33 protein-coding genes are annotated in these 26,072 nt (G+C 40.4%); 7 read left to right on the plus strand and 26 right to left on the minus strand.

Features of this window, described 5'->3' with window-relative positions; all coding sequences use genetic code 11:
* Nucleotides 1-2: 2 nt before the first annotated feature.
* Together FEE42_RS05105 and FEE42_RS05110 are read right to left on the minus strand one after the other, a co-directional pair.
* Nucleotides 3-248, minus strand: coding sequence for a hypothetical protein (locus FEE42_RS05105; protein ID WP_129582322.1), 246 nt, complete (start codon nt 246-248; stop codon nt 3-5).
* A gap of 77 nt (nt 249-325) precedes the next feature.
* Complete coding sequence (locus tag FEE42_RS05110; RefSeq protein WP_077476044.1) at nt 326-664, minus strand: hypothetical protein; 339 nt, start codon at nt 662-664, stop codon at nt 326-328.
* 377 nt (nt 665-1,041) lie between these two features.
* Between FEE42_RS05110 and FEE42_RS05115 the strand changes: the two genes are divergently transcribed.
* From FEE42_RS05115 to FEE42_RS05145, 7 genes are all read left to right on the plus strand, one after another.
* The gene (locus FEE42_RS05115) at nt 1,042-1,473 is read left to right on the plus strand and encodes a TIGR03757 family integrating conjugative element protein (RefSeq protein WP_077476046.1); all 432 of its coding nucleotides are present in this window, start codon (nt 1,042-1,044) and stop codon (nt 1,471-1,473) included.
* 5 nt (nt 1,474-1,478) lie between these two features.
* Complete coding sequence (locus FEE42_RS05120; protein WP_077476048.1) at nt 1,479-2,441, plus strand: TIGR03756 family integrating conjugative element protein; 963 nt, start codon at nt 1,479-1,481, stop codon at nt 2,439-2,441.
* Nucleotides 2,442-2,460: 19 nt separating this feature from the next.
* Nucleotides 2,461-4,458 (plus strand): integrating conjugative element protein, encoded by a 1,998-nt coding sequence (locus FEE42_RS05125; protein ID WP_237184482.1) that lies wholly within the window; start codon nt 2,461-2,463, stop codon nt 4,456-4,458.
* A 12-nt stretch (nt 4,459-4,470) separates the two neighbouring features.
* Nucleotides 4,471-4,878, plus strand: a complete 408-nt coding sequence (locus FEE42_RS05130; protein WP_077476052.1) for a hypothetical protein — start codon at nt 4,471-4,473, stop codon at nt 4,876-4,878.
* 131 nt (nt 4,879-5,009) lie between these two features.
* Nucleotides 5,010-5,276: a type II toxin-antitoxin system TacA family antitoxin gene (locus FEE42_RS05135; RefSeq protein ID WP_077476053.1), complete on the plus strand. Its 267-nt coding sequence runs from the start codon at nt 5,010-5,012 to the stop codon at nt 5,274-5,276.
* Nucleotides 5,276-5,773, plus strand: coding sequence for a GNAT family N-acetyltransferase (locus FEE42_RS05140; RefSeq protein ID WP_077476055.1), 498 nt, complete (start codon nt 5,276-5,278; stop codon nt 5,771-5,773). The genes FEE42_RS05135 and FEE42_RS05140 overlap by 1 nt, the downstream gene beginning before the upstream one ends.
* A 64-nt stretch (nt 5,774-5,837) precedes the next feature.
* Nucleotides 5,838-6,164: a hypothetical protein gene (locus tag FEE42_RS05145; protein ID WP_077476057.1), complete on the plus strand. Its 327-nt coding sequence runs from the start codon at nt 5,838-5,840 to the stop codon at nt 6,162-6,164.
* Between the two features lie 42 nt (nt 6,165-6,206).
* Here FEE42_RS05145 and FEE42_RS05150 read toward each other — a convergent pair whose 3' ends face one another.
* The 24 genes from FEE42_RS05150 to FEE42_RS12660 form a co-directional block, all read right to left on the minus strand.
* The gene (locus FEE42_RS05150; RefSeq protein WP_077476059.1) at nt 6,207-7,775 is read right to left on the minus strand and encodes a conjugal transfer protein TraG N-terminal domain-containing protein; all 1,569 of its coding nucleotides are present in this window, start codon (nt 7,773-7,775) and stop codon (nt 6,207-6,209) included.
* 6 nt (nt 7,776-7,781) lie between these two features.
* Nucleotides 7,782-8,117: a hypothetical protein gene (locus FEE42_RS05155; protein ID WP_077476061.1), complete on the minus strand. Its 336-nt coding sequence runs from the start codon at nt 8,115-8,117 to the stop codon at nt 7,782-7,784.
* On the minus strand, nt 8,110-8,532 hold the full coding sequence (locus FEE42_RS05160; RefSeq protein WP_077476063.1) for a hypothetical protein: 423 nt from the start codon (nt 8,530-8,532) through the stop codon (nt 8,110-8,112). Before FEE42_RS05160 ends, FEE42_RS05155 begins: the two co-directional genes overlap by 8 nt.
* Nucleotides 8,522-11,410: a conjugative transfer ATPase gene (locus tag FEE42_RS05165; RefSeq protein ID WP_164027855.1), complete on the minus strand. Its 2,889-nt coding sequence runs from the start codon at nt 11,408-11,410 to the stop codon at nt 8,522-8,524. Before FEE42_RS05165 ends, FEE42_RS05160 begins: the two co-directional genes overlap by 11 nt.
* A gap of 11 nt (nt 11,411-11,421) precedes the next feature.
* Entirely contained in the window at nt 11,422-11,832 is a 411-nt protein-coding gene (locus tag FEE42_RS05170) for a TIGR03751 family conjugal transfer lipoprotein (RefSeq protein ID WP_164027856.1), read from the minus strand.
* A 9-nt stretch (nt 11,833-11,841) separates the two neighbouring features.
* Nucleotides 11,842-13,293, minus strand: a complete 1,452-nt coding sequence (locus tag FEE42_RS05175) for a TIGR03752 family integrating conjugative element protein (RefSeq protein ID WP_164027857.1) — start codon at nt 13,291-13,293, stop codon at nt 11,842-11,844.
* A gap of 10 nt (nt 13,294-13,303) precedes the next feature.
* Nucleotides 13,304-14,188: a TIGR03749 family integrating conjugative element protein gene (locus FEE42_RS05180; protein ID WP_164027858.1), complete on the minus strand. Its 885-nt coding sequence runs from the start codon at nt 14,186-14,188 to the stop codon at nt 13,304-13,306.
* A 7-nt stretch (nt 14,189-14,195) separates the two neighbouring features.
* On the minus strand, nt 14,196-14,843 hold the full coding sequence (locus FEE42_RS05185) for a PFL_4703 family integrating conjugative element protein (RefSeq protein WP_174435483.1): 648 nt from the start codon (nt 14,841-14,843) through the stop codon (nt 14,196-14,198).
* Entirely contained in the window at nt 14,843-15,211 is a 369-nt protein-coding gene (locus tag FEE42_RS05190) for a TIGR03750 family conjugal transfer protein (protein ID WP_164027859.1), read from the minus strand. The genes FEE42_RS05185 and FEE42_RS05190 overlap by 1 nt, the downstream gene beginning before the upstream one ends.
* Before the next feature lie 9 nt (nt 15,212-15,220).
* Nucleotides 15,221-15,598: a TIGR03745 family integrating conjugative element membrane protein gene (locus tag FEE42_RS05195; protein WP_164027860.1), complete on the minus strand. Its 378-nt coding sequence runs from the start codon at nt 15,596-15,598 to the stop codon at nt 15,221-15,223.
* Between the two features lie 28 nt (nt 15,599-15,626).
* Nucleotides 15,627-15,869, minus strand: coding sequence for a TIGR03758 family integrating conjugative element protein (locus tag FEE42_RS05200; protein WP_077474526.1), 243 nt, complete (start codon nt 15,867-15,869; stop codon nt 15,627-15,629).
* Nucleotides 15,870-15,871: 2 nt separating this feature from the next.
* Nucleotides 15,872-16,183 carry an integrative conjugative element protein, RAQPRD family gene (locus FEE42_RS05205; RefSeq protein ID WP_164027861.1) on the minus strand — a complete coding sequence of 104 codons (312 nt, stop codon included), beginning with the start codon at nt 16,181-16,183 and terminating at the stop codon, nt 15,872-15,874.
* 129 nt (nt 16,184-16,312) lie between these two features.
* Nucleotides 16,313-17,041, minus strand: coding sequence for a TIGR03747 family integrating conjugative element membrane protein (locus FEE42_RS05210; protein ID WP_237184483.1), 729 nt, complete (start codon nt 17,039-17,041; stop codon nt 16,313-16,315).
* Nucleotides 17,008-17,364, minus strand: coding sequence for a hypothetical protein (locus tag FEE42_RS05215; RefSeq protein WP_164027862.1), 357 nt, complete (start codon nt 17,362-17,364; stop codon nt 17,008-17,010). Before FEE42_RS05215 ends, FEE42_RS05210 begins: the two co-directional genes overlap by 34 nt.
* Nucleotides 17,345-19,504 carry a type IV conjugative transfer system coupling protein TraD gene (gene traD, locus FEE42_RS05220; RefSeq protein WP_164027863.1) on the minus strand — a complete coding sequence of 720 codons (2,160 nt, stop codon included), beginning with the start codon at nt 19,502-19,504 and terminating at the stop codon, nt 17,345-17,347. The genes FEE42_RS05215 and traD overlap by 20 nt, the downstream gene beginning before the upstream one ends.
* 14 nt (nt 19,505-19,518) lie before the next feature.
* Complete coding sequence (locus FEE42_RS05225; protein WP_164027864.1) at nt 19,519-20,025, minus strand: integrating conjugative element protein; 507 nt, start codon at nt 20,023-20,025, stop codon at nt 19,519-19,521.
* A 10-nt stretch (nt 20,026-20,035) separates the two neighbouring features.
* Nucleotides 20,036-21,031: a hypothetical protein gene (locus FEE42_RS05230; protein ID WP_164027865.1), complete on the minus strand. Its 996-nt coding sequence runs from the start codon at nt 21,029-21,031 to the stop codon at nt 20,036-20,038.
* An 8-nt stretch (nt 21,032-21,039) separates the two neighbouring features.
* Nucleotides 21,040-21,825 carry a hypothetical protein gene (locus FEE42_RS05235; RefSeq protein WP_237184484.1) on the minus strand — a complete coding sequence of 262 codons (786 nt, stop codon included), beginning with the start codon at nt 21,823-21,825 and terminating at the stop codon, nt 21,040-21,042.
* The gene (locus FEE42_RS05240) at nt 21,804-22,559 is read right to left on the minus strand and encodes a TIGR03759 family integrating conjugative element protein (RefSeq protein ID WP_164027866.1); all 756 of its coding nucleotides are present in this window, start codon (nt 22,557-22,559) and stop codon (nt 21,804-21,806) included. The genes FEE42_RS05235 and FEE42_RS05240 overlap by 22 nt, the downstream gene beginning before the upstream one ends.
* Nucleotides 22,560-22,648: 89 nt before the next feature.
* Nucleotides 22,649-23,317 carry a PFGI-1 class ICE element type IV pilus protein PilL2 gene (pilL2, locus tag FEE42_RS05245; protein ID WP_164027867.1) on the minus strand — a complete coding sequence of 223 codons (669 nt, stop codon included), beginning with the start codon at nt 23,315-23,317 and terminating at the stop codon, nt 22,649-22,651.
* A 102-nt stretch (nt 23,318-23,419) separates the two neighbouring features.
* Nucleotides 23,420-24,223 (minus strand): TraX family protein, encoded by an 804-nt coding sequence (locus FEE42_RS05250; RefSeq protein WP_164027868.1) that lies wholly within the window; start codon nt 24,221-24,223, stop codon nt 23,420-23,422.
* Nucleotides 24,224-24,311: 88 nt separating this feature from the next.
* Nucleotides 24,312-24,896, minus strand: a complete 585-nt coding sequence (locus tag FEE42_RS05255; RefSeq protein WP_077477570.1) for a hypothetical protein — start codon at nt 24,894-24,896, stop codon at nt 24,312-24,314.
* A gap of 84 nt (nt 24,897-24,980) precedes the next feature.
* Complete coding sequence (locus tag FEE42_RS05260; RefSeq protein ID WP_077477568.1) at nt 24,981-25,457, minus strand: JAB domain-containing protein; 477 nt, start codon at nt 25,455-25,457, stop codon at nt 24,981-24,983.
* A gap of 102 nt (nt 25,458-25,559) precedes the next feature.
* Nucleotides 25,560-25,985, minus strand: a complete 426-nt coding sequence (locus FEE42_RS12660; RefSeq protein ID WP_077477566.1) for a hypothetical protein — start codon at nt 25,983-25,985, stop codon at nt 25,560-25,562.
* Nucleotides 25,986-26,072: the final 87 nt, after the last annotated feature.

The raw sequence follows: 26,072 nt of genomic DNA on the forward strand, positions 1-26,072 counted from the left end.
ACTTATCCCCTGACACTTAAAATGTCGCTACCTTGACTATACGGCGAGACAGTAAAAAAGTGGAATCGTTGCCCATATTCATTTGGGAGTGAAAAGATAAAACGTGCAATATTGCTTCCTTCTTCACGAGATTCCCAAGCAAAGCGTGCCTGTTCGGAAAATTCGTTTATAAATGACGAATCACGATGAGGCTGCGACTTTGCGTTTTTAAATAAATCTAGGCAAGATTGATGTAGTGAAATATTCATGTTGTATTCCCCCGAAACAACATGAGGAAATACATTTCCTTGAGGAAACGTATCTCCTCTAAGGAAAAATCGACAAATTAATGGGTCACAAACCAATAGACGGCTATTGATGCACCGATAGCAACCCCTATCAATAACATCATGATTGCAAATTTGATTCTGCTCCGTTTAAGACGTAAACATTCCTGCTCATGCTCAATTTCACGCGAATGATACATCGCTTCAAAGTGTTCACCTTGTTCATGAAGACGTCTTTCAACATCATCCTCGATACTTTGATGAATACTTTGAGATACGCCTGAAATTTTATGACGTGCAGAAACAACAACTTTACCCAGTAACCGACCTAAAAAATTTGATTTAGGTTTTGGTTCGGAAAATGGATTAAAGGTTTCAATAGATGGTGAATTGTTCATAATGAACTCCTGGTCAAAGAAGTCCAAAGAGAAGACGCGTCCTATTAGGAATCGCGCTCCCTAATGGACGGTTAAAATGAGTATAGAATGCATTCCTGCCAACGGCAGAGTCCTTTTCAGAATGCTGAGGATCATTTTTGAATCCTATTCACCGCAGTGAATACACAACCTTTTAGATTCCGGTTGCCTTCTTTGCTACCAACGATAGCGAAAGTTAATGCTGATTATCAGTATTTTATTTTTTGCTTCAATTTTTAATTAAATTTTTCTCAAGGAGAATTTAATTCTCCTTATTTTGAATAGAGTTTCCCGTTTCTTTTTTTGATTAAAATTCTTAACTTTACCCTACCTAAAACCACATTCAATCGCTTAATCCTATGCGAAAAAATATTCTTTTTCTGCTGACTTTATCTTTTACGATGAGTGCATCGGCTTCTTTACCTGTTCATATTGAGGTAAATGCTTATACCACAAGTTATTACCCAATCAAGAATCGTCAATTAGCCACACATGTTTACTATCTCGATCAAGTCGAACTGCTCGAAGAACAGCTCAGTCATCATTTGAGTACAAATCCTCAAATTGCTGAAGCTCAAATTCGGCAAAAAATGCAATCTTCAGCATGGAAACAAACAGAACAAGCTCTGGCTGATGCCTATATCGGTGTGACAGAGGGTTGGAAAAACGGTATCACTAAAGTCCCTGCCATTTTATTTACCGATCCTGAAACCGGGAAAAGTGCGGTTATTTATGGAGAAACAGATATCGCCAAAGCACTTCAATTTTACCAACAACATGAAAATAGATAAGCGCAATGAAAAAACGATATTCATCATTAGTTATATATGGATTAGCCTCTACTATCGCCGGTGTAAGTCTTCCGACAATCTCTTACGCTATAGAAGGCAACTCAATTAATACAGCAACCATTGCCTCATCCTCAGCTTCACCAAGTTGTGCAGACTACAAGGTTGTGGGAATGTGCTATTGGCTTTTTTGTACTCAGTTCGGCTGTAAAGTGCGCACTTCAACAAAAGTACATCACTTTATCCCTGAAATGGTTGTTTCAACCTATAACCATGATAATCAAAGTCCTTGGACTGAAATGAAAATGCTGAATCAAGGCGCAAAAGGCGGCGGTTATCAATCTCTGACACAAAAGAAATATACTCAGCTTACTTTTAAAAATGCGGAAGCAATCGGGCATCCCGGCGGGTTATTTTTAAACATGATAAGCTCTATGGGATATTCCTGCGAAAGCCAAACAACGCCTTATATCCCATACTTTCTTAGTGCTCTCGATTACTTTGCCTGGCGTTATAACATGCCGGAAATGTTTTATCCGGAAGCCCTTACGCCCGGTATGAGAGAAGTAAGTAAAAATGGGGATATGTGGGGGAATATCTTCCCGCGTGGCGGTTATGTTTCACAAGTTCACGACTACAAAGCCTCTGCGGTTGTTGCACAGCGTATCGCAGATATCGTAAGCCGTGATGGACAATTACACGTTTATCTCCCGGCAACAGCAAAACAACGTGATGGTTATTGGCCTCCGAAGGAAGTGAAAGAGGGAAATAATAAAACGCATAAATGGCAAATGTTAAGCCCTAAAACACAAAATACTTGTGCCATATTTCCCGACGGTTTTACAACTGATTCTTATGGTGACAAATTATCTAATCAAGAAAGCTACAGCTGGGCATTATGGCGACCTTATGCTTGCTGTAAACGCCGTGGACAAACTTTTTTAGGTAGTGTTGATTGGATGAGTTATTAATTATTGAGGAACCTAACCTATGAAAATGAAATTAACCCCCATTGCTTTTAGTTTACTTCTCGGTGTACTCAGCTCAAGCTCAAATGTAGTATACGCAACAGGCTACGTTCAGGGTTCTGTTTTATCCGATAAAGTGTTCTATCAAATTGGCGGAGGATCAGCCATCATGCCGCCTCCTTCTAAAAAAAGAATGCATGAATATTCTATTGGACTGGGATGGAAAACAAACCTGATGTGCGGTAATTTTGATATAAAAACGACCGTAAAAAACCAATTAAACGGTATTACAGAAGGTTTCAAAGATCTTTACAGCAATGTGATTGAATCGGCTACCGGCGCTGTTGCAAGTCTTCCTGCAATGATCATCCAGCGTGCTAACCCTCAACTTTACGATATTCTCTCCAATGGGTTATATCAAGCAAAAATCGACTTTGATTCATTAAAAACGAGCTGCGAAGAAATGTCGAGTAAGCTTGCCGATCATGTCATGGATAATAAATGGTTGGAGTTCGCAAAACTTGAGAACTACAAAAATATTGTATCGTCCGAAACGGATGCCAAAAAAGCGAAGAAAAAATCAGAACAGGAACTTGGTAAAAAAGGACAAACTTGGATTGGCGGAGAAAAGAAAGGAGGAGAAGGTCAAGATCGTATTGAGGTCCTAAAAGATGTAGTTAAAGCCGGTTTTAATATCATGCAAGGTCGGGGCGTATTAGATAAAACCAAAGTACCAGAAACACAATGTGATGGCATGCTCTGCACTGAATGGAATACGCCTGAACAAGCGGCTGAATGGGTGCGTGATGTATTGGGGGATAAATCGCTCTCAACCTGTGAAAGCTGCGGTACCCCACTTACCTCGACAAAAGCCGGTACAGGATTAGCTCCTAAAATTGAAGATGAAACCGTCAATGTAATGACTCATTTCCAAGGTGTATTAAATAGTGACAATATTACTGCCGCACAATTAGCTAATATTAGTTCAACAACAATGCCAATTACACGTAGCTTGGTTGAATCCCTTCGAGAAGATCCTGATGTGGTTGTACTTGCGACCCGCCTATCCCAAGAAGTCGCCATTTCAAGAACTATTGAAAAAGCACTTGTTGCCCGCCGAATGATTCTTGCCGGTATGCGAGAGCCAAATGTGAGTGCAAATACGCTTGCCCAGGAAGAATTAATGGCAAATTTGACCGCACTTGATCGTGAGATTGAACAGGTCAAATTGGAAATGGACATTCAAAAATCTCTCACTAATAACACGGCAATGGCCATCTTAAATAACCGAATCAATGATACACAAGGTGCAGTTGAAAGTAATAGTTCGGATGATTCGGATAGTAAATTCAGAAATCTGACTAAAGAAGACGGTGCAAATAACATCGATAATCGCAATGGCCGTAATTTCAATGCCAAAGATAAAGAGATTGTTCTCCCTATACCTGACCGTACCTCTGGGGGTTTAGGCAACATTAACGGCCGTTATAACGGAACCGGCTCATCAACCAATACGGGAAATATCTCATCAGGGAGCTATAATCGTGTTCCGGCCATCACCGGAAATGCACTAGAACAAGCGACAGGACTTCTCAAACACTTTGAAGGATATCGAGATAAAGCCTACTGGGATGTGAATGCACATCGAGTCGGTTATGGTTCTGATACCATTACCAAAGCAGATGGTACTGTCGTGCGAGTCACAAAAGACATGCAAATTGATCGTGCTGATGCTGAGCGTGATTTGGCACGTCGCACCCAAGAATTTGCCAATACAGCACGACGCAATGTCACTCCTGAGGTATGGAATAAGCTCACGCCGAACGCACAGGCTGCACTGACTTCTTACGCGTATAATTATGGTCGTGTTACACAAGATGTTGCAGAAGCAGCAAGACGTTCGGTACAATCAGGCAACATGAATGATTTAGCCAATGCAGTAAGAAATCGTCAAACGAACAATAATGGTGTCAACGCACGCCGCCGTAATCAAGAAGCCGACTACATTTTAGGATTATAAAAAGGAGTATTTATGAAAAAATTACTAGCTATCACCGCTCTCAGCCTATGCACGCTCCCTGCTTTTGCAACCAACAATACAATTTTCTCTTGCAATACCCAAAATGGTACGCCGGTGAAAATTATTAAAGTCGGTGATGATTACGAATTCACTTATGGAAAAACGACCTTTAAAAACCCGGCGAAACAAGTGCTATCAAGTGAAAATTCTTACATTGCCACCGGTTCCAGTTTTATCACAAGTTCACTAGAGTTAAAAAACAATGGTATGCGCTATGTGGTTGAATTTGTACAGCCACGTGGCTCAAAATCAGTAGAAGAGCCAACGCTTTATGTGTTTAAAGGAGATAAAATGGATACTGTTTCCTGTAAAACAAATGGCTTAGTACATAACTTTGAACAGCACAGTATGAAACCTTAACTTATTCTTTGTTAATTAGAGTGCGGCTTCTTAGCCGCTCTTTTTTTATCATGAAAGTGGTAAAAAAATATTCATATCATTGTTGAAATGTACGGAAATAGACCGTACAATAAAACAAAAAAGGAGGACTTATGGCAACAGCAAGATTTGAAGCTCGAGTGAGCCCTGAAATCCATTTACTATTAAAACGAGCTGCGGCTCTTGAAGGACGTAGCCTGAGTGATTTCGTTATCAGTTCAGCATTATCTGTCGCAAAAAAAACGGTTGAACAGAATGACATACTTCATTTGACCGTCAATGATCAAATGCTTTTTGCAAATTCATTAATCGATCCGCCTAGCCCAAATGCAGCTATGCAAAAGGCACTATCTTTAAGCACTGAACTTTTGGGGGAATAATGCTTTCTGCATTTAAGATAGTTCCGTTTAGTAAAGAATTTGAACGAAACAAATTTGAAAGCGAATCCGAACTATTAAACCATTATCTACAAAAGCAAGTTTCACAAGATATCAAACGACGTGTTACTTCATGTTTCTTAGCGATAGATTCAGAGCAAAAGGTAATGGGATACTATACTTTAGCATCGATGAGTATTGCATTGAGAGATTTACCGGATACGTTACAGAAAAAACTTCCTCGATACCCAACCGTCCCGGCTGTCTTACTTGGGCGGTTAGCCGTAGATAAACAGGCTACTGGACAAGGATTAGGGCACGCTTTATTGGGTAATGCATTAAAGCGGGTAATCAATTCAGACATCGCGGCATACGCTTTAATTGTAGATGCTAAAGATGAACGGGCGGTAAATTTCTATTTAAAATTTGGATTTATCCCATTCCAAAATGAATCGAATAGGTTATTTTTTCCATTAGAGAAAGTTGGTGATCTTTTATAAAATCATAAAAAATCGGTATTTAGTAAAGAATATGTGATTAATGTTTTTTCAACTAGGAGGGGCTATGAAATTTCCTCGAAAAAGACAAATTCAACAATGGTATATCCTTGCTTACTATAGCACTAAATATATTCTATTCCGCTTTAAAAAGTGGCAACACCCAAGGCTACTGAAGGTTATTTATACGGTATTGACTGGGTTGACTGTTTTTAGCCTATTCTATCTTTCTCTATTTATTGCGCTGTTCGCATTTGTTGCTGGATTAGCTTTTTTAATATTCAAGTTTACTAGTAAATTCTCACACCCGCTTGATGAGTACGATGAGCACTATGAATATAATCCCTCTAATCCTTTTGGACATGATTACAACGAACATAATTATGAGAATTAAAGAAAATCCCCCGCTATTAATATAACGGGGGATTTTTATAATTCATCTTGTGATCTGTCTTTCTATTTGTTTCGCACCATCCTGTGTTTGTTTATTTACTGTATCATTAGAGCTTCTTGATATAGCACTAGACAGTTCGCCACCTACTTTTAGTCCCGCCCAAGACATCATACCAAACCACAATGCCGGAAAAAGAAAAAACATTGTCGCAATGACTAATTTTACGATCAAACCATCTTTTTCATTTAATATCCCAGAGAAATTCCAATTTAATGCCTCACTCCAAGTTTGCGAACCCGAGTAGGTATTACTATTATATAAGGTGTCAATGAGCCAGGTATCTAGCCAACGGGCAAGTTCCCACCAAAATGAGAGGAAGAAGATACCAAACTGAACAAAGGTCAGAGTAATCATTACTCTTGCACCGTATAACCCCATGATCATCACAATCGGCATGGCAATAATTACAGCAAGAGATAAGAGCCCCTGAATCATTGGTAGCGCTTCTCTCATTGCATCGAATCCGGGTAATGCCGCCACATCAGCGACAGCAATACCCGCAGCAGAAATTGTTCCGGCAAGTGCATTTTTAACCCATTGCACCGGCGCATATTCCCCGCCTGCACCAACAATATTTCCGCCATAACCTTGATAAATAGGTTCACCGCCAGAAACATAAAGATTTGATGGACGAACTACACTCCGAACAATCGTTTCTACCCCACTATTGTAAAGATCAGGAGAAATTGCTTTTCTAAGTTGTAAAAAGATATCATCATTAACGGTATCAATAATTCGTTGACGTAATCCTACATTAGGATCCGCCCACCAAACTTTGCAGCTTGGATACCCGCCATTGCCGGTATTTGGCAAGGCATCATCACGAGGGAGTTCATACGGCCAAAATGGCTGAGGCGTTTTCGCACGATAGATATCATAAAACCCTGGAGTATTGATTAAAAGACTTGAACCAATCCAATCTAAATCTCGAGATTGCGCCTCATCTAAGTCAATTTTTTGGCGTCTAATCTTCGCTCTTGAAGGTAAAAAACAGTCTTCAGCAAATTGTTGAATTTCCTGACGCAACACCGGGCTTTGAATCCGAGAGTGCTGAACATCAAAACGTAATTGACGTAAATCCGGTTTACAGGGAATAGTGGCAATAGCCCCATGGGTAAAGCCTTTCCCCACAGTATAAATAAATGCCCACCAAAGAGGTAAAGAGGCACTTTGCCCGGTTAATTCGGATGAAAGTCCTTTCATACCTAAATCTGTTGGCTTACGTACCGTATAACCACATTCTTTCATTCTCGCCGTATCAAACTGCAGCGTGTTATAGGAGACATTAAAAAGCGGTAAACAGGTAAAAACCATAACGATGAAGCTACCATAAACCGCATTTTCTAGCCAAGTGGCAAGTAGTTTCCCTTTATTTCCTTCATCGTCACCTTGTTCACGTGCTTTGGCAAATAAACGAATGAGATGAGCGAGAAAAGGAATCGCAAATGCACCTGTATCAACCATCAAATCCCAAATACCATTACTAATAATCCAACCAAGTAATGTTAAAAAATACTCATAATAGCTATCGATCGTTAAATTAATGAACATATTGATTTACCCACGATATAGATTAAACAGCTCGACTGTTCCAAATAAAATCACCATCGCACGAATAAGACGCTTATAAGCAATCTTATCCTCTTCATTTTTCGCTAGGTGATAAATTCGATAGAGATAATACGCACAAACGGCATAAATCACCCCTCGAATACCTAACCACATAAAGCGATGGCTACGGATATTGGAAAGAAGTGCTAACACACCTTCGCTATGGTTCATAGAAAAGGCGGCAAATCCTATAAAAAGTGCAAGAGTGACAAATGAAATGAATAGCCATTTCACTGCACTTTTTATCCAAGAGGAGGATTTGATTGTTTTTTTATCACTCATGGTATTCCTTATCGGTCCCTGGTTCTTGGTTATTTTTCACAGCATTATCCACAGATTTTGTGGATAGCTCAGACTTCAATAATTCGATAAACCAATAGCAATCTGCAGTATCAACCACATACAAATAAATACGAAGTGCATTTTCTGTAATAGCCGGATATTCGGTATAACCTGCGATGACAAAAGTAAATGTCAACTTTCCCAGTTCACCAATCAATGTGACTTTAACGTAATTCGTCTGACTGACTCGATAGGGATGAATGAAAAGATCTTGTAACACCCCCACTTTTTTTCTGCAATGCGCTAATAAGGCATTAATTTGACTTAAATGAGGCTCAACTAATGTATCTTTTAATACCTGAATATCCGTTTGATAGGCGGATAATTGAAAAATAGTTTTAGATTTAGCTAGCATAAATACCTCTTGCTTTATCAATGTTTTCGGCGACTTTTAAAGCAGCATCCAATTCTGAAATGCCGTATTCTTTCATGATATCGGCACGTTCCTTTTTCTCTTCAGGTTCGGTCATCGCTAAAGCTAAATACAGGCTAGGGGGCACCACCCTAAAAAGGGCTTCCATTTTTTTGGCAAGAACGACCCCTTCAGTGTATTTGCGATTCTCTTTTTTTGTTGAAAGTAATAAAAACTGCTGTTCCGGTGTCAGGTCTTTAAAGCGACTTACCTGATCTACTTCATCTTTTTCTAAACAAAGCAGCTCCCACCATTCAATCATAGAAAGTAATTTCGCCGCATCATTTGGAAAGTCCTTCATATTTTGCGTGGCGAGCCACAGCCAAATCCCTAATTTACGCCACATTTTCCCCGCTTTAGCTTTATAACGGGCAAGCATAGCATTGACGGTGATGATATGGGCTTCATCTGTTGCATTCACGATTGGGCGACCGGAGAATTGATATTTCTCACCGAGGTTATTGATATGGTTAATTAAGGAAATATAAGCAATAGATAGCTGTGCTTCATACCCCTCACGGGCAAGTGTTGCCAAATCGACCAAGGTCACATCTGCTTCGGGCCAAATCTCCCCTTCTCGATTAAATAATTCAGCATCAAAACTCCCCGGTTGACAAAACAACCCGATTGCTTCTCCCATATCGTAAGCACGTTCACGCCGTCTTTCCGGCAAATTCTCATCTTTACTTAATGTATAAAAGGCATCTCGAATATCTTGCGTGAGCGTTGTTCTTCCTTCTGCGACAGTCGTTTCTGCAGCCAAGATAATCGCTTTCCGAATCATTGCTTCATCGGCACGTGTCATATTCTCGTCTTCTTTGACCTTTCCTCCGGTGATCATAATGCGCGCAATCATCTCCATTTCGCCCAAAATATCACGTTGTGCATCGCCTTCTTCAGCCTCATCATCGTTTTCCAGATCGCTCTCTTTAAATGCCGGCAAGTCACCTTCAGGGGACAATACTTGTTCAGATAACTCACGTTGTTTTTGTTGGATTTCCGGATCGGCAACTAATTTATTGCAATCGGCAAACAATGGGAGAGAAACCCCTGCACCGGGTTTTAAGGAGACCTTATTTACAGTGATACCATAGCGTTGAAAATATTCACAAATCAGCCCAAAAGAGTTACCGGCTTCGATAATAAATAATCGAGGACGGTAAATGGCCATCAGCTGGGCAAATTTGCCGTTCAAGGTAGCCGACTTCCCCGCCCCCGTCGGGCCAAGGATCAAACAATGGCCACTCTTAGCTCGGTCATCTTTATTTAATGGGTCAAAATCCAGTGGTGCACCACCTCGATTGAAATAGGTAATACCTGGGTGACGCGTGCCAATTGAACGACCTAATACCGGCATTAAATTGGCAAGGTGTTGCACAAAATTAAATTTCGTATAAAGACGTTTAGCATCATCTTCCGGATTAAAACACATTGGGAGCCAGCGTAAATACGTGCTTAATGGTGCGATTTCATTGCCTTCACGTATCGGCACTAAACCGGTACTTTGTAAAATTGAGCGTAACTTACGGCTCCGGCGTTTTAATTCGGTTTTATCATCCGCACGTAAATAAAACGCGAGAGAGGAAAGATATAGCTTATGTTTATCTTTGATATAACGTTTGACTTCTTCACAGTCTAACTTGGTATATTTTGATTCGGTATTATCACCAAGTGCATTGTTACTGATGGCCACCAAATGATTTTCCAGTAAATCTTGAGGATAAATTACAATGGTCATCGCCATCACCGAATTTTCCGGCAACAAATCAAATAATGCATTAATGTTATCACCACGCTTTACTTCACCGGTTAAATGCCCAACCTCCGGCGCTCGACGTAATGAATCGACAACCACAACTTCATGAGGAATATCATCAAAATACCAGTAATGCTCTTCTGTGCGGGGAGAGTTCACTAATAAGGTTTCCGAAAAGTCATTGGCTAAATACAAATCACCCGGGTCATCAGTCTGTTTTTGCGTATAGCCACAAGACCGATAAAATTCTTCCTTATCATCAAATAAGTCCGGTTTTGGATTAAACCAACGTAATAGCCATTGGTGTACTGCGTGACCATCTAAGCGTTTTGCCGTAATTCCGGCACTCAATAATGCGTTGGTTGCATTTTCACAAGTCGCATCTAAATCCTCAATCGCCATATCCAGCTCATAGTTGCTTTCCACATAGCGATAAATAACCATACGTGTGCGACGTTGTTTCCCACGCCACATCGTACCGGTTACTGCCTTGTCTTCAAATAATCCTTCCTCTTTAGAGACATCTTTAAGATGCTTGGTCATAATTTTGAGCCATTGCTCTGAAAACTCACTACCTTGCGCATCAGGACGAATATAACTACGTAAAATATCAACATAATCCATCGAGACTTCATCATCTTGGCAATAAAATTGGACAACCCAAGGATGATGATCAAGTTCGTCAAAGCTGTCTTGAATCGCATGGCACACTTTTGTGCGCACTTCATCCAAATAACTTTTAGAACGTCCTTCCGTACCAAGTGCATTTAATTCAAATATTGCCCCCACAGAACGACCATCTTCTAATAACAGGATTTTTCGATCGTCTAGATATTCCACATAAGGTATCTTATCGACAAAAGAGGACATGGGATGGTATTGCTTTAAATGTTCGGCCACGGTGTAGTCGCCTTGACGTTTGATAAAGACCGGTACACTTTCTGTCACCTCGTCCTGATCTTGCGTGATGGTATCTACCGGTTCAACCAATTCAGTATTGCCTTGAACGACATGGCGCTTCACCGGACGTCGGGAGGATTTTGATGATTTAAAAAGATTGAGCATCTCAATTCCTCCTAATAATCACGCGTTCTTTCGCCAGGTTGTGCGTATTGAATACGTCCATAAAAAGGGAATACCGTCGTATAGCCTGGCACAGGCAATTGTTCGGCTGAATTCGTTAAATGAGGAAACACATAGAGCGTCATATCCGGATTTGGAAGACGAGGAAAAAGGTTTGTGACCTCATTTTCTGCTGTCCGGGTATAACGAATATTCTCATCACCTACAACATCACGCCCTCCCAAAGGACGTGATGAATCAAGCGTATCACGTGCTTCATTAATGCCACTTTGCGAACTACCTCCGCCATTTTTCCAAATCTCGGCCATCGAGCGATCACCTGCCGGTAATAATTTCTCTTGAGAGGTTGAACACCCAGTCATTAAAAGTGCGGTCAAAAATGGGAGTAAATAACGCATTTTCATGTTGTCTCCTTAATCTAAATGCTTACGAGTGGAAGAGCCGTTATATTTCACTTTACGTGCTGCTTCGTTGTAATCAATCGCTAATTCTTTGGTGATATGGATCCCAACGGTTTTACCCGGTGGAACATAAATCGCATCAAACATTTGGCCAAAACGTTCTTTAACCCAGGTTGCCGTTTCATTTAATCCGCCTGCAAGCCCTTGTCCCAAAATATATTTACCTTGTTGCCCTGTCACTGCTCCGACAACAGAACCTCCATCAACGATGGTTGTTGTTTGACCTTGCGCTAAACTTTGTGCTGCAGCACTTGCCCCGGATAATAAAAATTGCGTACTCAGATACTCCGGTGCATTTGTTTTACGTTCTCCGGGAATACAAGTTACCCCTTGAGGATCGGATAACCAACCGAACCCTTCCTCTGAATTTTCTCTTATCGTGCCGTTTTCACGCTGAGAGTGAGGTAAGGAGACAATACGTCCATCTTGGAAAATAAAGGTCATTGAAGTGACCTTTCCTCGTACACAAGACAGCGTCCAATCCCCAGATACCGTGCCGGATATCACTGCTTCTTGTACATCCGGCAATTCAATGCCGTTTGCTAACAGGTTTTCACGTCCAATGATGGCTTTAAAAGGGAACGGATCCGTGAGCGCACCACCAATAGGTACACGCCCAATCAATGCGGTCATTGCCACCGCATCGACAAGCGTGGCATTAGCCGGAATGGTATAATAAGGTGTCACTTTAACTTCATCGGTATAAACCCGTTTTTTCCCTGTTAAATCATCCGCCGCTTTCCCCACAAGAGAGTCATCAAGTTTTTTGAAAAGATTAGGAAAGGAAGGAATTGCGCCAGTTGCACTCGCATCAACCGTCTTACCACTTTGATCTTTATATTGCATATCATCCGGATCGACCCAGAGCATCCCATCTGCACCGACTGCGTCATTGTTCATCACCGGTGCAATATTTTTTCCTTCACTTCCTAAACCAATGGGTAAGTCACTATTATTTTGATTCCCTGCGTTCATCGGGTTTGTAGTTTGCGTTGAACCGGACATCATGGATTCAAGTTTCTGTTGCATACTATTAAGTTGAGCTTGGAATGACGCTTCAATCTCATTTTGACGTATTTGCACGGCTTCATTAATTCGTGCATTTATCTCGGCGGAATTTCCTTTTAAAGCAGCATTTTCACGACGTGTTTTTTCCATTTCCGATTTTGCTTTTTTCACTTCACTCAGGAGCGTTTTAAGCGTGTCATGAGGGGTATCTCCATCTTTCAGATTTAAATCTCGTCGTTCTTCATCCGTTAAATCAAAAACCACTGAATTGTCCGGTGTTGCAGAGATTTCCTCTTGTTTTGCTTTTTTGGTAATAATGACAGCTACCGCAATAAAGAAGAATATTGCGACAGGTACGCCATATTTAAGTAATTTATTTGATTTGACTTCGGCCATCTTCTACCTCCTATTGTGCGGGCACCGTGACGGTTTTCTTCACAAGTTTTTTCGTACTTGATTTTGTTTTGAGGTTGCTTGGAATGATGGCTTTACTCACATCTCCCTCCGTCACCAAATAAACGGTTGTTGTATCGTTAAGCGAACCATATTCCCCGATCCATCCATGTTGGAAACTGGCCGCATAAAAGTTTCCTTGGAGATAGCGAGGATCCAAATTCACTCGAAAGGCTTCTAAGTGTTGTATTTTTACTGCTGTAACGACAAATCCATCTAATCCCCAGCTTTCAAGCGGAGTTGCGCGAACTTTTAAATTTGGGAGTAATGTCGGTAATGAGCTTGGTAATTTCATTGCAACACGGCGAACGCCGGGGAGTGGCTCAACCGTTCTTAGTGGCGCATAAAGCGACTGTGCAGCATAGCGCACTAATGCAGCGGGAACAGGTAAAGCGCTACGTACTTGGTTGACGTCATCTTCCACCGAATCAGAAACACGGGTTTGTTCCACGCCGGGCTGATTAGATTGCACATCCTCATCAAAGACCAATCGAATATGATCAGGCTTACGTTGGCTTTGTACTGCTTTCATATCAAGCAAGATATTTTGTCCCGTCCCAATTTCTCGCAATTGAATTCGATTTAACTCAAAAGGCTCTAGTGCAGTAAAATAAACGGCGCCTCCCATACTTTGTACGCGCAATTTTCCTTGTAGATTTTGAGGTATGCCAACTTTCACATTTTTGTCTACAAAGATAATCCGTTCTTTATTTGTAGCGAGATCAATCGCCAATGGCGTTCTATCCCACTTCATTAAAATCTCAGCCTGAATGGAAAAGGTAGAAAAAAGTGCGGTCGAAACGGTGAGTGTTTTAAGTAAACGTGCTGATTTTTTCATACAAAACCTACTGTTGTTCTTTGTTTTCGCGGTATTCAATGAGTTTTGGAGAGCTACGGTAACAATCAATGGCAAGTCCCCAAGGATTCGCTTCCGGATTCACGTCATAGCGCACAACATGTAAGGGATAACGAACTAAAACGCGTTTTACCGGGTTATCTAAAAAGTATTCATCGGTACTTAAATCAAGGGTGACATCCCAGTCATCGGCGCTATTAACGGTGACCCGATTTTCTGAAAATCCTCGTCCGGGTATCTCATAGACACCCCGAACGCGATCACGAAGTTCGCCCAGTGCATCTCGCTTAGCATAATCTTCCAATAAAAAGTTTTTGCACTGCGGTGTGAAATAGGCACTAAGCACCTCAATATTTTTTTTGTAATCGACCCGACCATCTGTTGGCCAACGATTTAATTGTTGAAAGATGTAGAAAGAAAAAGAATAAACGGAAGCCGGAGGAATCTCCCACCAAGCTTTTGTTGAACCCGAGCGTAAATCAGGCGGAACATGGATAGTCAAGTTATCCGGTGATTTATGCCAACCATAACCTAATCCTAGACAGGTTATAAAAAGCCCCACAATCACCAAACGTAAGGAATTAACATGGGCGCGCTCATTACTTAACGCGTTTTTAAATCGACTCAATATACTCATTAGAAATGCCCTTTTTTGCGGGAACGATGAATTGACCAGTGGGTTTCTTCTGTAATGAATTTTGATGGAGAGCGTTTAAACTGGATATATCGCTCAAACCACGCATCAGGTTTTCCCCGTTTTAAGCGGGCGATGTATCCCCCGCCAAAACGGATGCTCACCCAACCTAAAAGGAGAGCAACCAAAGGTATAATGTATAAACCAAGACCAAATAAGAGCACCACCAATAAGCCGATTACTACCCCAACAACGGCCCCTATACCTGCAACAACAAAAATTTCTGTCATGGTCATTCCCCGAAAGACGGTAGGTGAGCGATTGATACGCTCAGGGAGAAAAGTAATGGTTGAATGAGAATGCTCTTGCATAGGATGTCCTTACAACATATCGATGGCTTTGCTAATTAACCAAATGATGACGACAAGCAGTCCTACACCCACCCCACAAATCATACCGAACTCGCCCCATGTTTTTTTACCGGCGCGCACTTCTCTAAAGGTTTCAATCGTAGAACCTGCTACAACAAAGAATGCCCAGCAACACACTAATAAACCTAGTAATGTGGCAATATCAAAACCATAGTTTTTAACGTTCTCAATGATACCCGAGCCTTCACCACGGCTAGGAGCATCCATTTTAGGAATACCTTTACCGCCTCCGCCGGTAGCTAATGCATTTCCGGTTTGTAACGCCAATAATGGAATGGCAAGTGCAGCTTGTTTACCGTATTGTTTCAATTTCACGAATGTTTTCATTAGATGTTCCTTAATATTGAAAATAAACCTAACGCAATAAAAAATAGCCCATAATGCAAAGAAACAAGACGCCACGCACAATCAATCCGCCAAAGGTACTCATCTTCATGTTACCTTCCCGCAAATCTTTAAATGCATTCACCCAAATATACGCCAAGACCAGGAAAACGCTGACAAAAATCAAGCCTATGATGAGGATATGAAGTTCGCCAGGTGTCGCACCTGAACCGGCTTTAAAGGCATTTTGTACTACAGATGACTTGTCCGACATCGTTAGTTTTTCCGGAGTTTATCGTAGTAACCGGAAAGGCTTTTAAGTTTGCGAGGGTCGCGTGGTTGGGCGCGATCACCGTTAATGTAGAGGTTAATCCCTTGCTTAACGGTATTAATATCTTGATGCGCTTTTTGATAATCAAAATAGAGGCGACTTTTCAGCCCGGCATTCGCACTTTTTTGGGCACGAATCAAGGCTTGTTTAGCCGATTCTAGTTGTCTCATAGCTTGTTCTAATTCACTGGTTTCATCGGCATAAGCCACCGCTGAACACACGAATGAAAAGAGAAAAACGAAGGCAGCGTTACGCATGAATTTCTTGCTCCAAAGGTTAATTTTATTGCAAAGAAATAATGCAAAATTTAGGAAAGGATTGTAATGAGAAATCCTATTGAGAAGTGAGAGAGTTTATTTAAAGCCCACAAAGGTGGGCTTCTTTTATTACAAATGTTTCTTAAAGTTTGACAACGTAAAAGAAATTGTCAATCCAAAGAAAATAGCGGAGGGGATTAAAATCCAATTGGGATGAATCGAAAAAGGAATCGACAAGTAAAATATCCAAGCAACAAGCATAACCGGAAAAATCGCTCTTTTAGCATGATGATATTTAAATGCGGATTCCCGTCCTACGCCAAAACGACGTAAATCCCGCTGAACCAATCCATCGACAATACCCACTAAAGCCGCAAGTAAAAACAATGGGCTGGTCAGCACAATAATCATTAATCGAATAATGAACGTGATGATGACATAAAGCACTGATTCAACGTAATCGCGTAGATAATGATAAGTCCATGCCCCCCATTCAGAGCTTGAGGGATCATTAAGCCAAGCCTGAACCCCGGTTCGCACAAATAACCAATGATGTGTTTGTAAAATTGCCCATTCCACAAACTCCACGGGCGTACTATAAAGAAGGCTTTTTTGAAATTCGGTAGAAAACCAACCGAACTCATTTTTCATCACCAGTTTACTGTGTAGATAACCGGATGGCTCCCAGTACTGAAAAGCAATGCCTACCCATTCAATGATGATACTAAGTATTAACGAGAAAATTAGCATACCAATCACTTTGCAAGGTAAGAATTCCTTTTTCTTCTTTTCTGGTTGGTTTTTATCTTGTTCGCTTCCTGCCATTAATTCACCTTTTGTTGTGATAAACGCTGACATTGCACGAGCACGTCACCGGGATATTGCTGTGTAAAGCGTAACCAAAAACTAAAATAACCTTCTGGGAGTACCGTACCGGGTTTAATTTTTTCAGCATGACTCCATACCTCAATGCCATATTGAGAAAGGTAATCGTCCAGCTGATGTAATGACCACTGATGTTTTTCCCACTCTGGAAAAATTGTCTCGACAAAAAAGACAAGTCGTTCATTATCAAATTGACCCACTGAAGACAATCCCAAAGGTGCCCCCATATTAATATCCAGATTCACCCGGCAATCCGGTGTATCGGTAATTCGCATTTCAATCTTTGTATTTTTCATTGTCATATGATTCTCTTAATGTTTTTTGAGACAACGCCTCAAAGGCTTCCACCGCCTCTTTATTGGGCTGATAATGATGCACACCTTCCCACCAAGAATCTGTTGTTCGATAGTTATTTCGCATATAGTCGGCAAGTTGCTGTAAAGATGAGGGCATCATATCGTCTTTATCTTCAACCGGTAATGGCATTCTAATCTTCCACAATTGAGAGCCTTCTATTAGGGCAAAGGCCTGTCCCTTGGGTAAATTCGTAATATCCGCAGCAGAAAGCATCGGTTTTGATTTTACTGTCACCCTATCGCTCGTATTAGAGCCGAAATCCTCATATGAATTGGGGTTCGTATTATCACTTGTGCCGGAAAGCGCCATCACTTCCAATATATTTACTTCATGTAAATTTTTCGTCATGACTTCTGCTGTCGCTTGTTCTTTAACCCTAAGCATCACAAGCGTATTAAAGTTACCAATGATTTGCCCGGCTTTTGCTCTATCTTGCGTCCTTGCTTGAATATCAGAAATGGTTTGCGTGTATGCCGTAACTTGAATACCTGCCCCACCGCCTTTATTGATTAATGGGATAAATTCATCACCAATTAATTCGTTAAATTCGTCACAATGTACATTGATAGCAATCTTACCTTGTTTCGTATTGGCTTGCTGAGGTAATCCTTCATTGACCCCAAATTTATAAATATGCCCAGCCATCGAGACCAAATCAGCAAACATGGAATTGCCCACAGCAGAGGCGACTGTCAAATCAGAGAGTGCATCAAGCCCAATATAAACAATCCCACGCTTACGGATGACTTCTTCCCAATCAAAAATAGGGCGCGTATCTGTAATATCGGAATAATCCGGAGAAAGCAATTCAGCCACTTTACCCGATGTTAATTTTTCCAATAACGGCAAAAGCGAGGCCACAATCTTATCAAAGTAAGTTTTGTCATAACGTACCGCACTACATAATCCATCCAATACGGGATCAAAAATTTGTTCATCACGAATATATTGATCGACGGCAATGACCTCCGGACTACGCCCTCTCATTGCAAGCGAGGATTTATTCGGATCGACTTTGACTGCCGCTTCCAGAATCGTCAACCAGATTTTTTTATCTTTCCGATCGAAATAGAATCTAGCATAATCCAAGAAAAGCGAATCTATACTTCGGACATAGCGTGCAATTTGTTCATAATTAGGGCGACGTCCAAGTTCAACTAATGCCCTAGAAATAATATTCACAAATCGCCAGGCAAACTCTTTAAATGCTGCCGAATTCCCTGCACCACTTAATTGCCCGGAAATTCGAGAGGCGACTTCAGTGATTTTATTAAAACGCCCAACGGCATTATAGCGAGCAGAAATATCCGGCCAGCCTAAATGAAAAACATAGAATTCTTTTTCCCGACCTGCCCGCTTCGCTTCAGCATACATTCTTTTGAGAATATCGGCATCCCCTTTAGGATCGATAAATATCACGACTTCACGCTCTTCAAAGCGGCTACCTCGATTGATATCTTGTGTAATTAATGTCTCAGCAAGTCGTGTTTTTCCAACACGGGTTGTCCCTAATACCAACATATGACCTACACGACTACTTAAGGGAACGGTCACATTGACTTCGTTTAATTCAATGCCATGAATTGCCGGAATGCCCTCAACCGGGGGTAACGGTCTAAAAGGGTTAAAAGGACTATCCTTTGACGTCAATTTAGCAATAAAACTGTCGCTATGTTTTTTCTCAAATTCACGTACCCAGGTAAAAGACTTGGAAGGAAGTGTGTATTTTTCGGCAGATTGCTGAAAGCAATCATGTAATCGCTGCGTATGTTTTTGTTGCCAACGAAACCCTTTACCTAAAAAAAGATCACGTTTAAATACCGGTATTTGTTTACTGGTTAAGGCATAGTACGGTAAACGTTTTAAATTTCGGTGATAACGTAAAATCTGCCAACCCTCGTGTGCCCGTTTTGCACCAATTAAGCCAAATCCCAATGCCATGCCATATCCTACATGCGGTTTTAACGCTACCGCCCAAGGTGCATAAGCACAAAGACCGGCAGCCATCGTACAAATCGCCGTCGTATAAAATTCGACAGGAGGACGTAATAATGCTTCAACAAGATATTTATTACTCATCTCTCACCTCGATGTTACTGAGTAATCAGAGCATCTGTCATCAGTAATGGATAATGATAAATACCAATACGATCAGCTAACGTGTCTGCTGCCACGGGCATTAATGATAATTCCGGGGCTAAATTGCGCAATTGGTCAAGTTCTTCCGCCGTATTGACATTAATCACTAATCCGGTTGCTTGTTGCTGAACCAATTCCTGATAATGTGTTTTCAACCATTGTTTTGATGTTTCATCAAAGCCAACTAAAAAAATAGGCATTGCACCGGGTAAATTAACCGGTTTTGACTCAACTTGACCTACCGTCCATTTATGCGACACCACAGGGAGTAACATTTTTTCAGAAATTTCCCCAGGTACAGCATTAGGATGAGTGGGCGCATTTTCTGTATGGACAGGCTGAATACCTTCATAGAATCTGACCGCACTTTCACCGCCTAAATCGGCAATGACCTTTAATTCTGCAGATGAATGTACGGAAAGGAGTAATCCAAACCATAAAAAATAATTTAATTTTTTCATTACTTTTTCCCTAATATTTTTTATCTACAACAGTACCGACTTTGCCATATTCCTCCTCAAGGTGCCATTCATCACTGAATTTTTCAAAACGACCAAATGGGAAAGGAAAATCTTGCGGAAAGGTGATGTTTGCTTGCTGAAAAAATTCAATAATCTCGTGACCATGTAAAATCTTTTTTTCAATTAGCATGGAAGTGAGTTGCTTATAAACCGGTAAGTTCAAACTAAAAAATTCTTGTAATAACTGCGTTTGTTTCTCTTTTAAGGCATTTAATTTTGCTTCATTGGCATTAAATTCAAACTCCGAGAGCGGCTCAATATAAAAAATCCCCTTAAAATGGTTTTTTAAATAAAGGCGGGCAAGATTAAACCATTCATGATTATCATAAATAGAGCCTAGCGAATTATCCTGTAACAAGATACTTTCGCCCTCCCGTCCGGCAAGGGTAGCGAGCATTTGCCATTCAATAAATAACCGACTTTGTGTGACCCGTTTAGAGGTAAAAGCGGAAACATATCCCAAACTTGTCGTATCATCTGTGTGTTCTTTCACTTCAACTTTCATAGAAGGGGGCAATTGACCTAATGCACCATAAACAAGAAGATGACCGGCTTCATGGGCACCGACATATCGAATATCTTGCGGTGTCATTTTTCTGCGGATAACAGATACCCCGCTTGGTAACCTACCTCGTTCATGACCTTTTGGCGAGAAAATACCGCAAATAAAACGCACCACTTTTTCGGCAAGGACAATAAACACCCCAAAAGATAAACAGGTACTATACAAATCGGTAAAAAACCGCCGATACTCAGGGGTATTAGGTTTTATTTCGATAAGTTGAGCTAATGTTGTGTCAAAATCGGTTGGTGAAAGTAGATAGAACCAAAAAATACCATAGATAGCTAATGCCAAAAATAACGCATTTACTGTCATAGAAATAGGTTGGCGTATAAATGAAAAAATAGTGCGAATAGGGCTAGAAGATAATGATATTCCAAACATTTTAGTTCCTACATATTGGCGGTGTTATCAATCCAAATTACATTATTATCGTTGGGTTCAATCCAAATCATTGCATTTTTTACCGCATTTTGATTTGTTGAGAACGACGTTTTTGTTTCTGTAGCTGAAGGTCGTTTTTTATGAGCCTGTGGCTTAACCCACACGATTTCAGTTTGCTTTCCTGTCTTCGATACAAAATTTGCTATAGACTTATGGCTGTTATACCGCCCTGTTTGGTAAGCGATAAATTGTTTTACCGACATTCCCCGTTTCATACCATTTCGACGCATATTGCGAATATCTTCAGCCGTTGAACGCCCCAAAATGGCACGATGTAATCCATCCAAACCAATATTATGAGCTAAATACAAATTCTCATCGGTTGGTTTTATTCCTCTTTCTGCAAATTGCTCTATATGCCAACGGGCATAAAGTGCGGTTGCCAAAGTGTTGATGTATTTATTATGACGGGGATCGAATTGCGTATTACGATTTTTTGCCGTTACCGGACGCATTCCTATACGATATCCTTCAACCGTATTGGCTAAAAAATTCCAGGTTCCCATAGTAAATTGTCCAACGCCGATAGGGCCTGTTGGTGAGATTTTTCCATACCAACCGTCTTCCATCTTAACCAACCCGCGCAACATTGTTTCACTGACTTGATAACGATTTGCCGATTCTTTGATATACGTATCAATTTCACGCCCAAATCCATTAAACCGAGCTTGTGCAACCAAAGGTAAGGTAAGTAAGATACAACCCAATTTGATTAATAAGTGAGATTTATCCACTGGCCTTCTCCATCAATACCAAATGCAGCCGGCATTTTTCCATTTGCATATTTTGCCCAACTCAAGTTGAGATCGTGGTTTAAGGTAATTTGACGTTTTTTGACTTTCTCCACATTAATATGATTCGCTAATGCCCAATCACGAATCTTATTATCATCTTTTCGACTATCGACAACATAGATGTCAACTTGTGTGTCTCCGGCATAATTCAATAATTTCATCATATCGCGACCACATTCTTGACAGTCATTAATACGGGTAAAATAAATAATACGGCGAATATTGCCGGATTGAATTTGGCTATCGCCTACATTAAATGGCAAAATATTCGGATATAATTCATTAAATGCTTGCGTATAAGCAATTTGAAAGGCGATTTCTTTTTCTGTCCGTTCAAACTCTTTTTTAGCAAGTAATCTCGCATAACGTTGCCGCTCTTCCTCTGTTGTGGCCTCTACGCCTAACGCTGTCAATGGGTCAATATTCGGTGTCCAAATACCGCGTGCACCGTGTTTCATCACCGTTTCATATTGTTGCCAATCACGCTCGGTCAATCCCCACTCAGACCATTTATTTTCAGTCAACGTCTGAGTATGATTCTGCTGTTGGGTAGAGGTGTTGGATTGAGAAAAAACCTGCTTAGTTAAATTTTCATTTTGAGAAACGGAAGTAGCGAAAGCAGGGAAACTCAAGAAGAGTGGAGTCAATAACGCGAGAGGCTTAGAAAATTTCATAGTCGCTCCAATAAATAAAATCATTGAGGCGACTATGCCAAAAAGACTGGGAAATCGTAATGAAAAATTCTATCGTGATTGGAAATAATTTACTTCATGCCGATATCCGCATCTACCCGTTCTTTGGGTTGAGTCGGTAATGGAATTGAGGCACGTTTTTCAAAGCAGACTTGACGGCGTGTATCATCGACAATCAATTCAAATGCCTCACCAACAAGCATTTGTAAAGCATCCCGTAATCGCATTGAGCCAAATTGATAATGGACTTTTGGTAACAGACGTCCAAATAACTGACGCACATCTTCATCTGCCGGCAAACTACATAAATTATAACCGGTATTATTTAAAGTGGTTTGCAACCCTTGACGTACTGTCGCCGTATATTGTTTTTTCTTAACCGGTACATTAACATCGACTAATTGCTCCAAAAGATATTTTTGTCCACCGATTGGTGCACTGGTGACGAGCGTATAACGACCATAACGAATCACTTCGGGATATTCTTCGTAGGTTGTATTGGTATAAATATCCTCGCTAACCTTACGATAAGGATTTATCTCTTTTACATTCCCTGTGGTTTGCTCTGTTAGGCGAATCGTCGTATTCGGAATTGTCGTAGATTGTGTCGTGGTGATAGGTTGTTGTGTCGGCATTGGAATACCGGGAGAAAGCACCGACTCATCGGAAGTAGCATTTTGTGCACATCCGGAGAGCATCAATGTGGTTACAACGGCTAGGGTTAAAACCGCTTTTTTCATAGTCACCTCAAGTTTATAGTAAAAAGATGGTGTTACTATGCAAAAAACGATTGTTGTTTTTAAGGAAAAAACAAAAAAAAGATTGAAACAATTTATCAAGTACTACATATGATTAAGCAGTACTAAAACGCCCAATAATAGCCAAAGATGAACCGGATAAAACGCATAGAAAAAATAAGTCTGAAATTTTGAGGGTTTTCTCCCTTCCATATTAAACCAAGCCGGTATGCGATGCTCTTGAGATGGGTACAGTATAAAATAGATAGACATAATAATAGCCAATATCATTGGAAAGCCAATCGTGGTGTCATAATATGCTGACATCATAGCCTCATTTGCTAAAAATGCGAGCCCTACTAATCCAACAAACCATAATTGGCGGTCTATTTTTGTTATTAGTGAATAACGAACAAAAAAATAACACGCCACACAATACAAGAGCCCGCCCAAATGATAATCCGAATAATAAGATAAAATTCCCCCTACCCCACCTAGTACAGCATATTTTATGACAAAAACAACCTGCTCTCGTTGAGATTGGATAGTTTGAAGATGAATTAAGCGAGAGAAAGAAAAAATAACTAAAATAAACCCAATAAATTGCCCATAAATATTTAATCCTGCGCCAGGAATAAGGAAAGCGTAAGCATATTGAGCCGGTATACCAAATAGACTCAGTTTTAACAAATAACTGACAGTACGCCGAGTGTCTAATTTTCGACTTGCCAAATTAAATGCCATTAAAAAACCAAATGCCAAGAAAGAAAACCGACCAATGACTCGAAATAATATAAATTCAGAGATATATCTCTCAAGTATGAGTCCAACATGATCAAGAAACATTGTAAAAAGTGCGAGCCATTTTAATAAATTTCGTTGCGTATTCGTTATGTCTTTCACGGTCATTTATCTTTCCTTTTGCCCCCTAATTGTATGTAAAAAAGTAAAGCCTACCCACAAAAAGTAGATAGGCTTGATAGTTTATAATTTAAAATCAATACTCGTATTCGAGCATAATGGTTGTAGAACTGCGATCGGCTTCAGTGAGCACATAAACGTATTCATCACCAATATAATGGTGACTTAATACCCGTCCGCCGTTTTCCACAGCCTGATCGTTGTGCGCCCAAGCACTTCGGTAAATGATACCCCAGTCATAGCTCAGTTGCTTTTCAATTAATCTATGGATATGTTGCATACCCAATGATTTCTTGACTTCAGCGGTGCATACCACCCTACCAAGGGTAAAAGGCGTCTTTCTTGACTGATACAACGCCCAATCAAAATAACCCTTTTGCAAGTCATCACTTTCATCAAAGAAGAAAACTTCCGTCCGATAGTTTTTTGATGCTAAATCGGTGCCAATAACGACCGTGTCATTGCCTACTTGGTAGAAACTGACAATGACTTGTGCATTGGGATCACAAGGTGTTTGAACCCATTCACCGCTTCCCAGCATCACATAACCACATTGATGATACGATATGAACCGATTAATTTGCTCTACCGTTAATTCCGCTAAAATACGACGGGAAATAACGGTTTTACCCAGTTCTAAATGGTAATTTTTTTGACACATGATGTTCTCCTCAATTTTTTAATGTAAACGTAAAGGGGATAACATCACCATTGGGGGATGTTATCCCTCAATGGGCTGTACAAACTAATCTATCAGTAAGCTATTTTCTGAAAAACTGTAGTATTCACTACCGGATACAATGATGTGATCAAGTAAATTCACTTCCATTAATCTACAGGCTCTCATCATTCCCTCTGTAAACTTCTGGTCTTGATAACTGGGTACCACATCTCCGGATGGATGATTGTGCCCAATTACAATTGAAACCGCGTTTAGCTGTAATGCCCGCTTAATGATTTCACGAGGTGATATTGATACAGAGGTCACATCACCCTGAAACAATATTTCAGCTTTAACCAAACGATGACTACGATCTAAAAACAACACCGCACACATTTCTCTTTCTTCATAACCTATTAGGGTTTGGAAGTGAAACGCGATCATTTCCGGTGCAGTTAATTGTTTTTCAGAACGATATATTGGAGTATTCTCCATTATTTTCGTCAAAATTGCTTTCGCCTGATTTAAGATAGTTTGTTCATTTGCGTCTAATTTATACATTTGATATTCCTTCTAAAAAGAGGGAATATCCCCATAAGGAAAATATTCCCTTTATGGGGTAAAGTGCGGTCAAATCTGAGCGCACGTTAAAGTAAACCCAACTCATGTAGTTTTTTTCTGCATGCGTTGTTTATGACGTTGTAATTTTTTAAACATTTTTACCGTGTCTTGAAACCTACTTTCATCATTAACGGCAATACCATTAATACAAAAATGCGTGTCAAAACCATTGATAAAAATGAATATGTTTACATCGTCTTCTTCTAGCCCGGTCAGCTCAAAAAAGAGTGATTCCAAACGATTTAAAACGAGACTTTGATAAAGGTTACCAAAGTGCGGTATTACTTCACTGCCTCGTACTAATGCCCAAATTTCCTCATCTTCCACACAGCAATCGTATTGATAAAGCACATTTTCCCAACCGGTTAAGGCGGGACTGATTGCGTTCATGTAAAACGACGGAATAAAATTCAGTGAAAGCATGCCAAATTTGGTGCTATTCATATGGCTATAAGGTAAAGTATTCATCGTGTTCTCCCTAAATGATAAATCAAAGGGAAAACCCTCCATAGAGGCGATTTTCCCCTATGGGTAAAAGTGCAGTCAAAATTGACC

This window comes from Rodentibacter caecimuris (assembly GCF_010587025.1).
GTDB lineage: Bacteria > Pseudomonadota > Gammaproteobacteria > Enterobacterales > Pasteurellaceae > Rodentibacter > Rodentibacter caecimuris.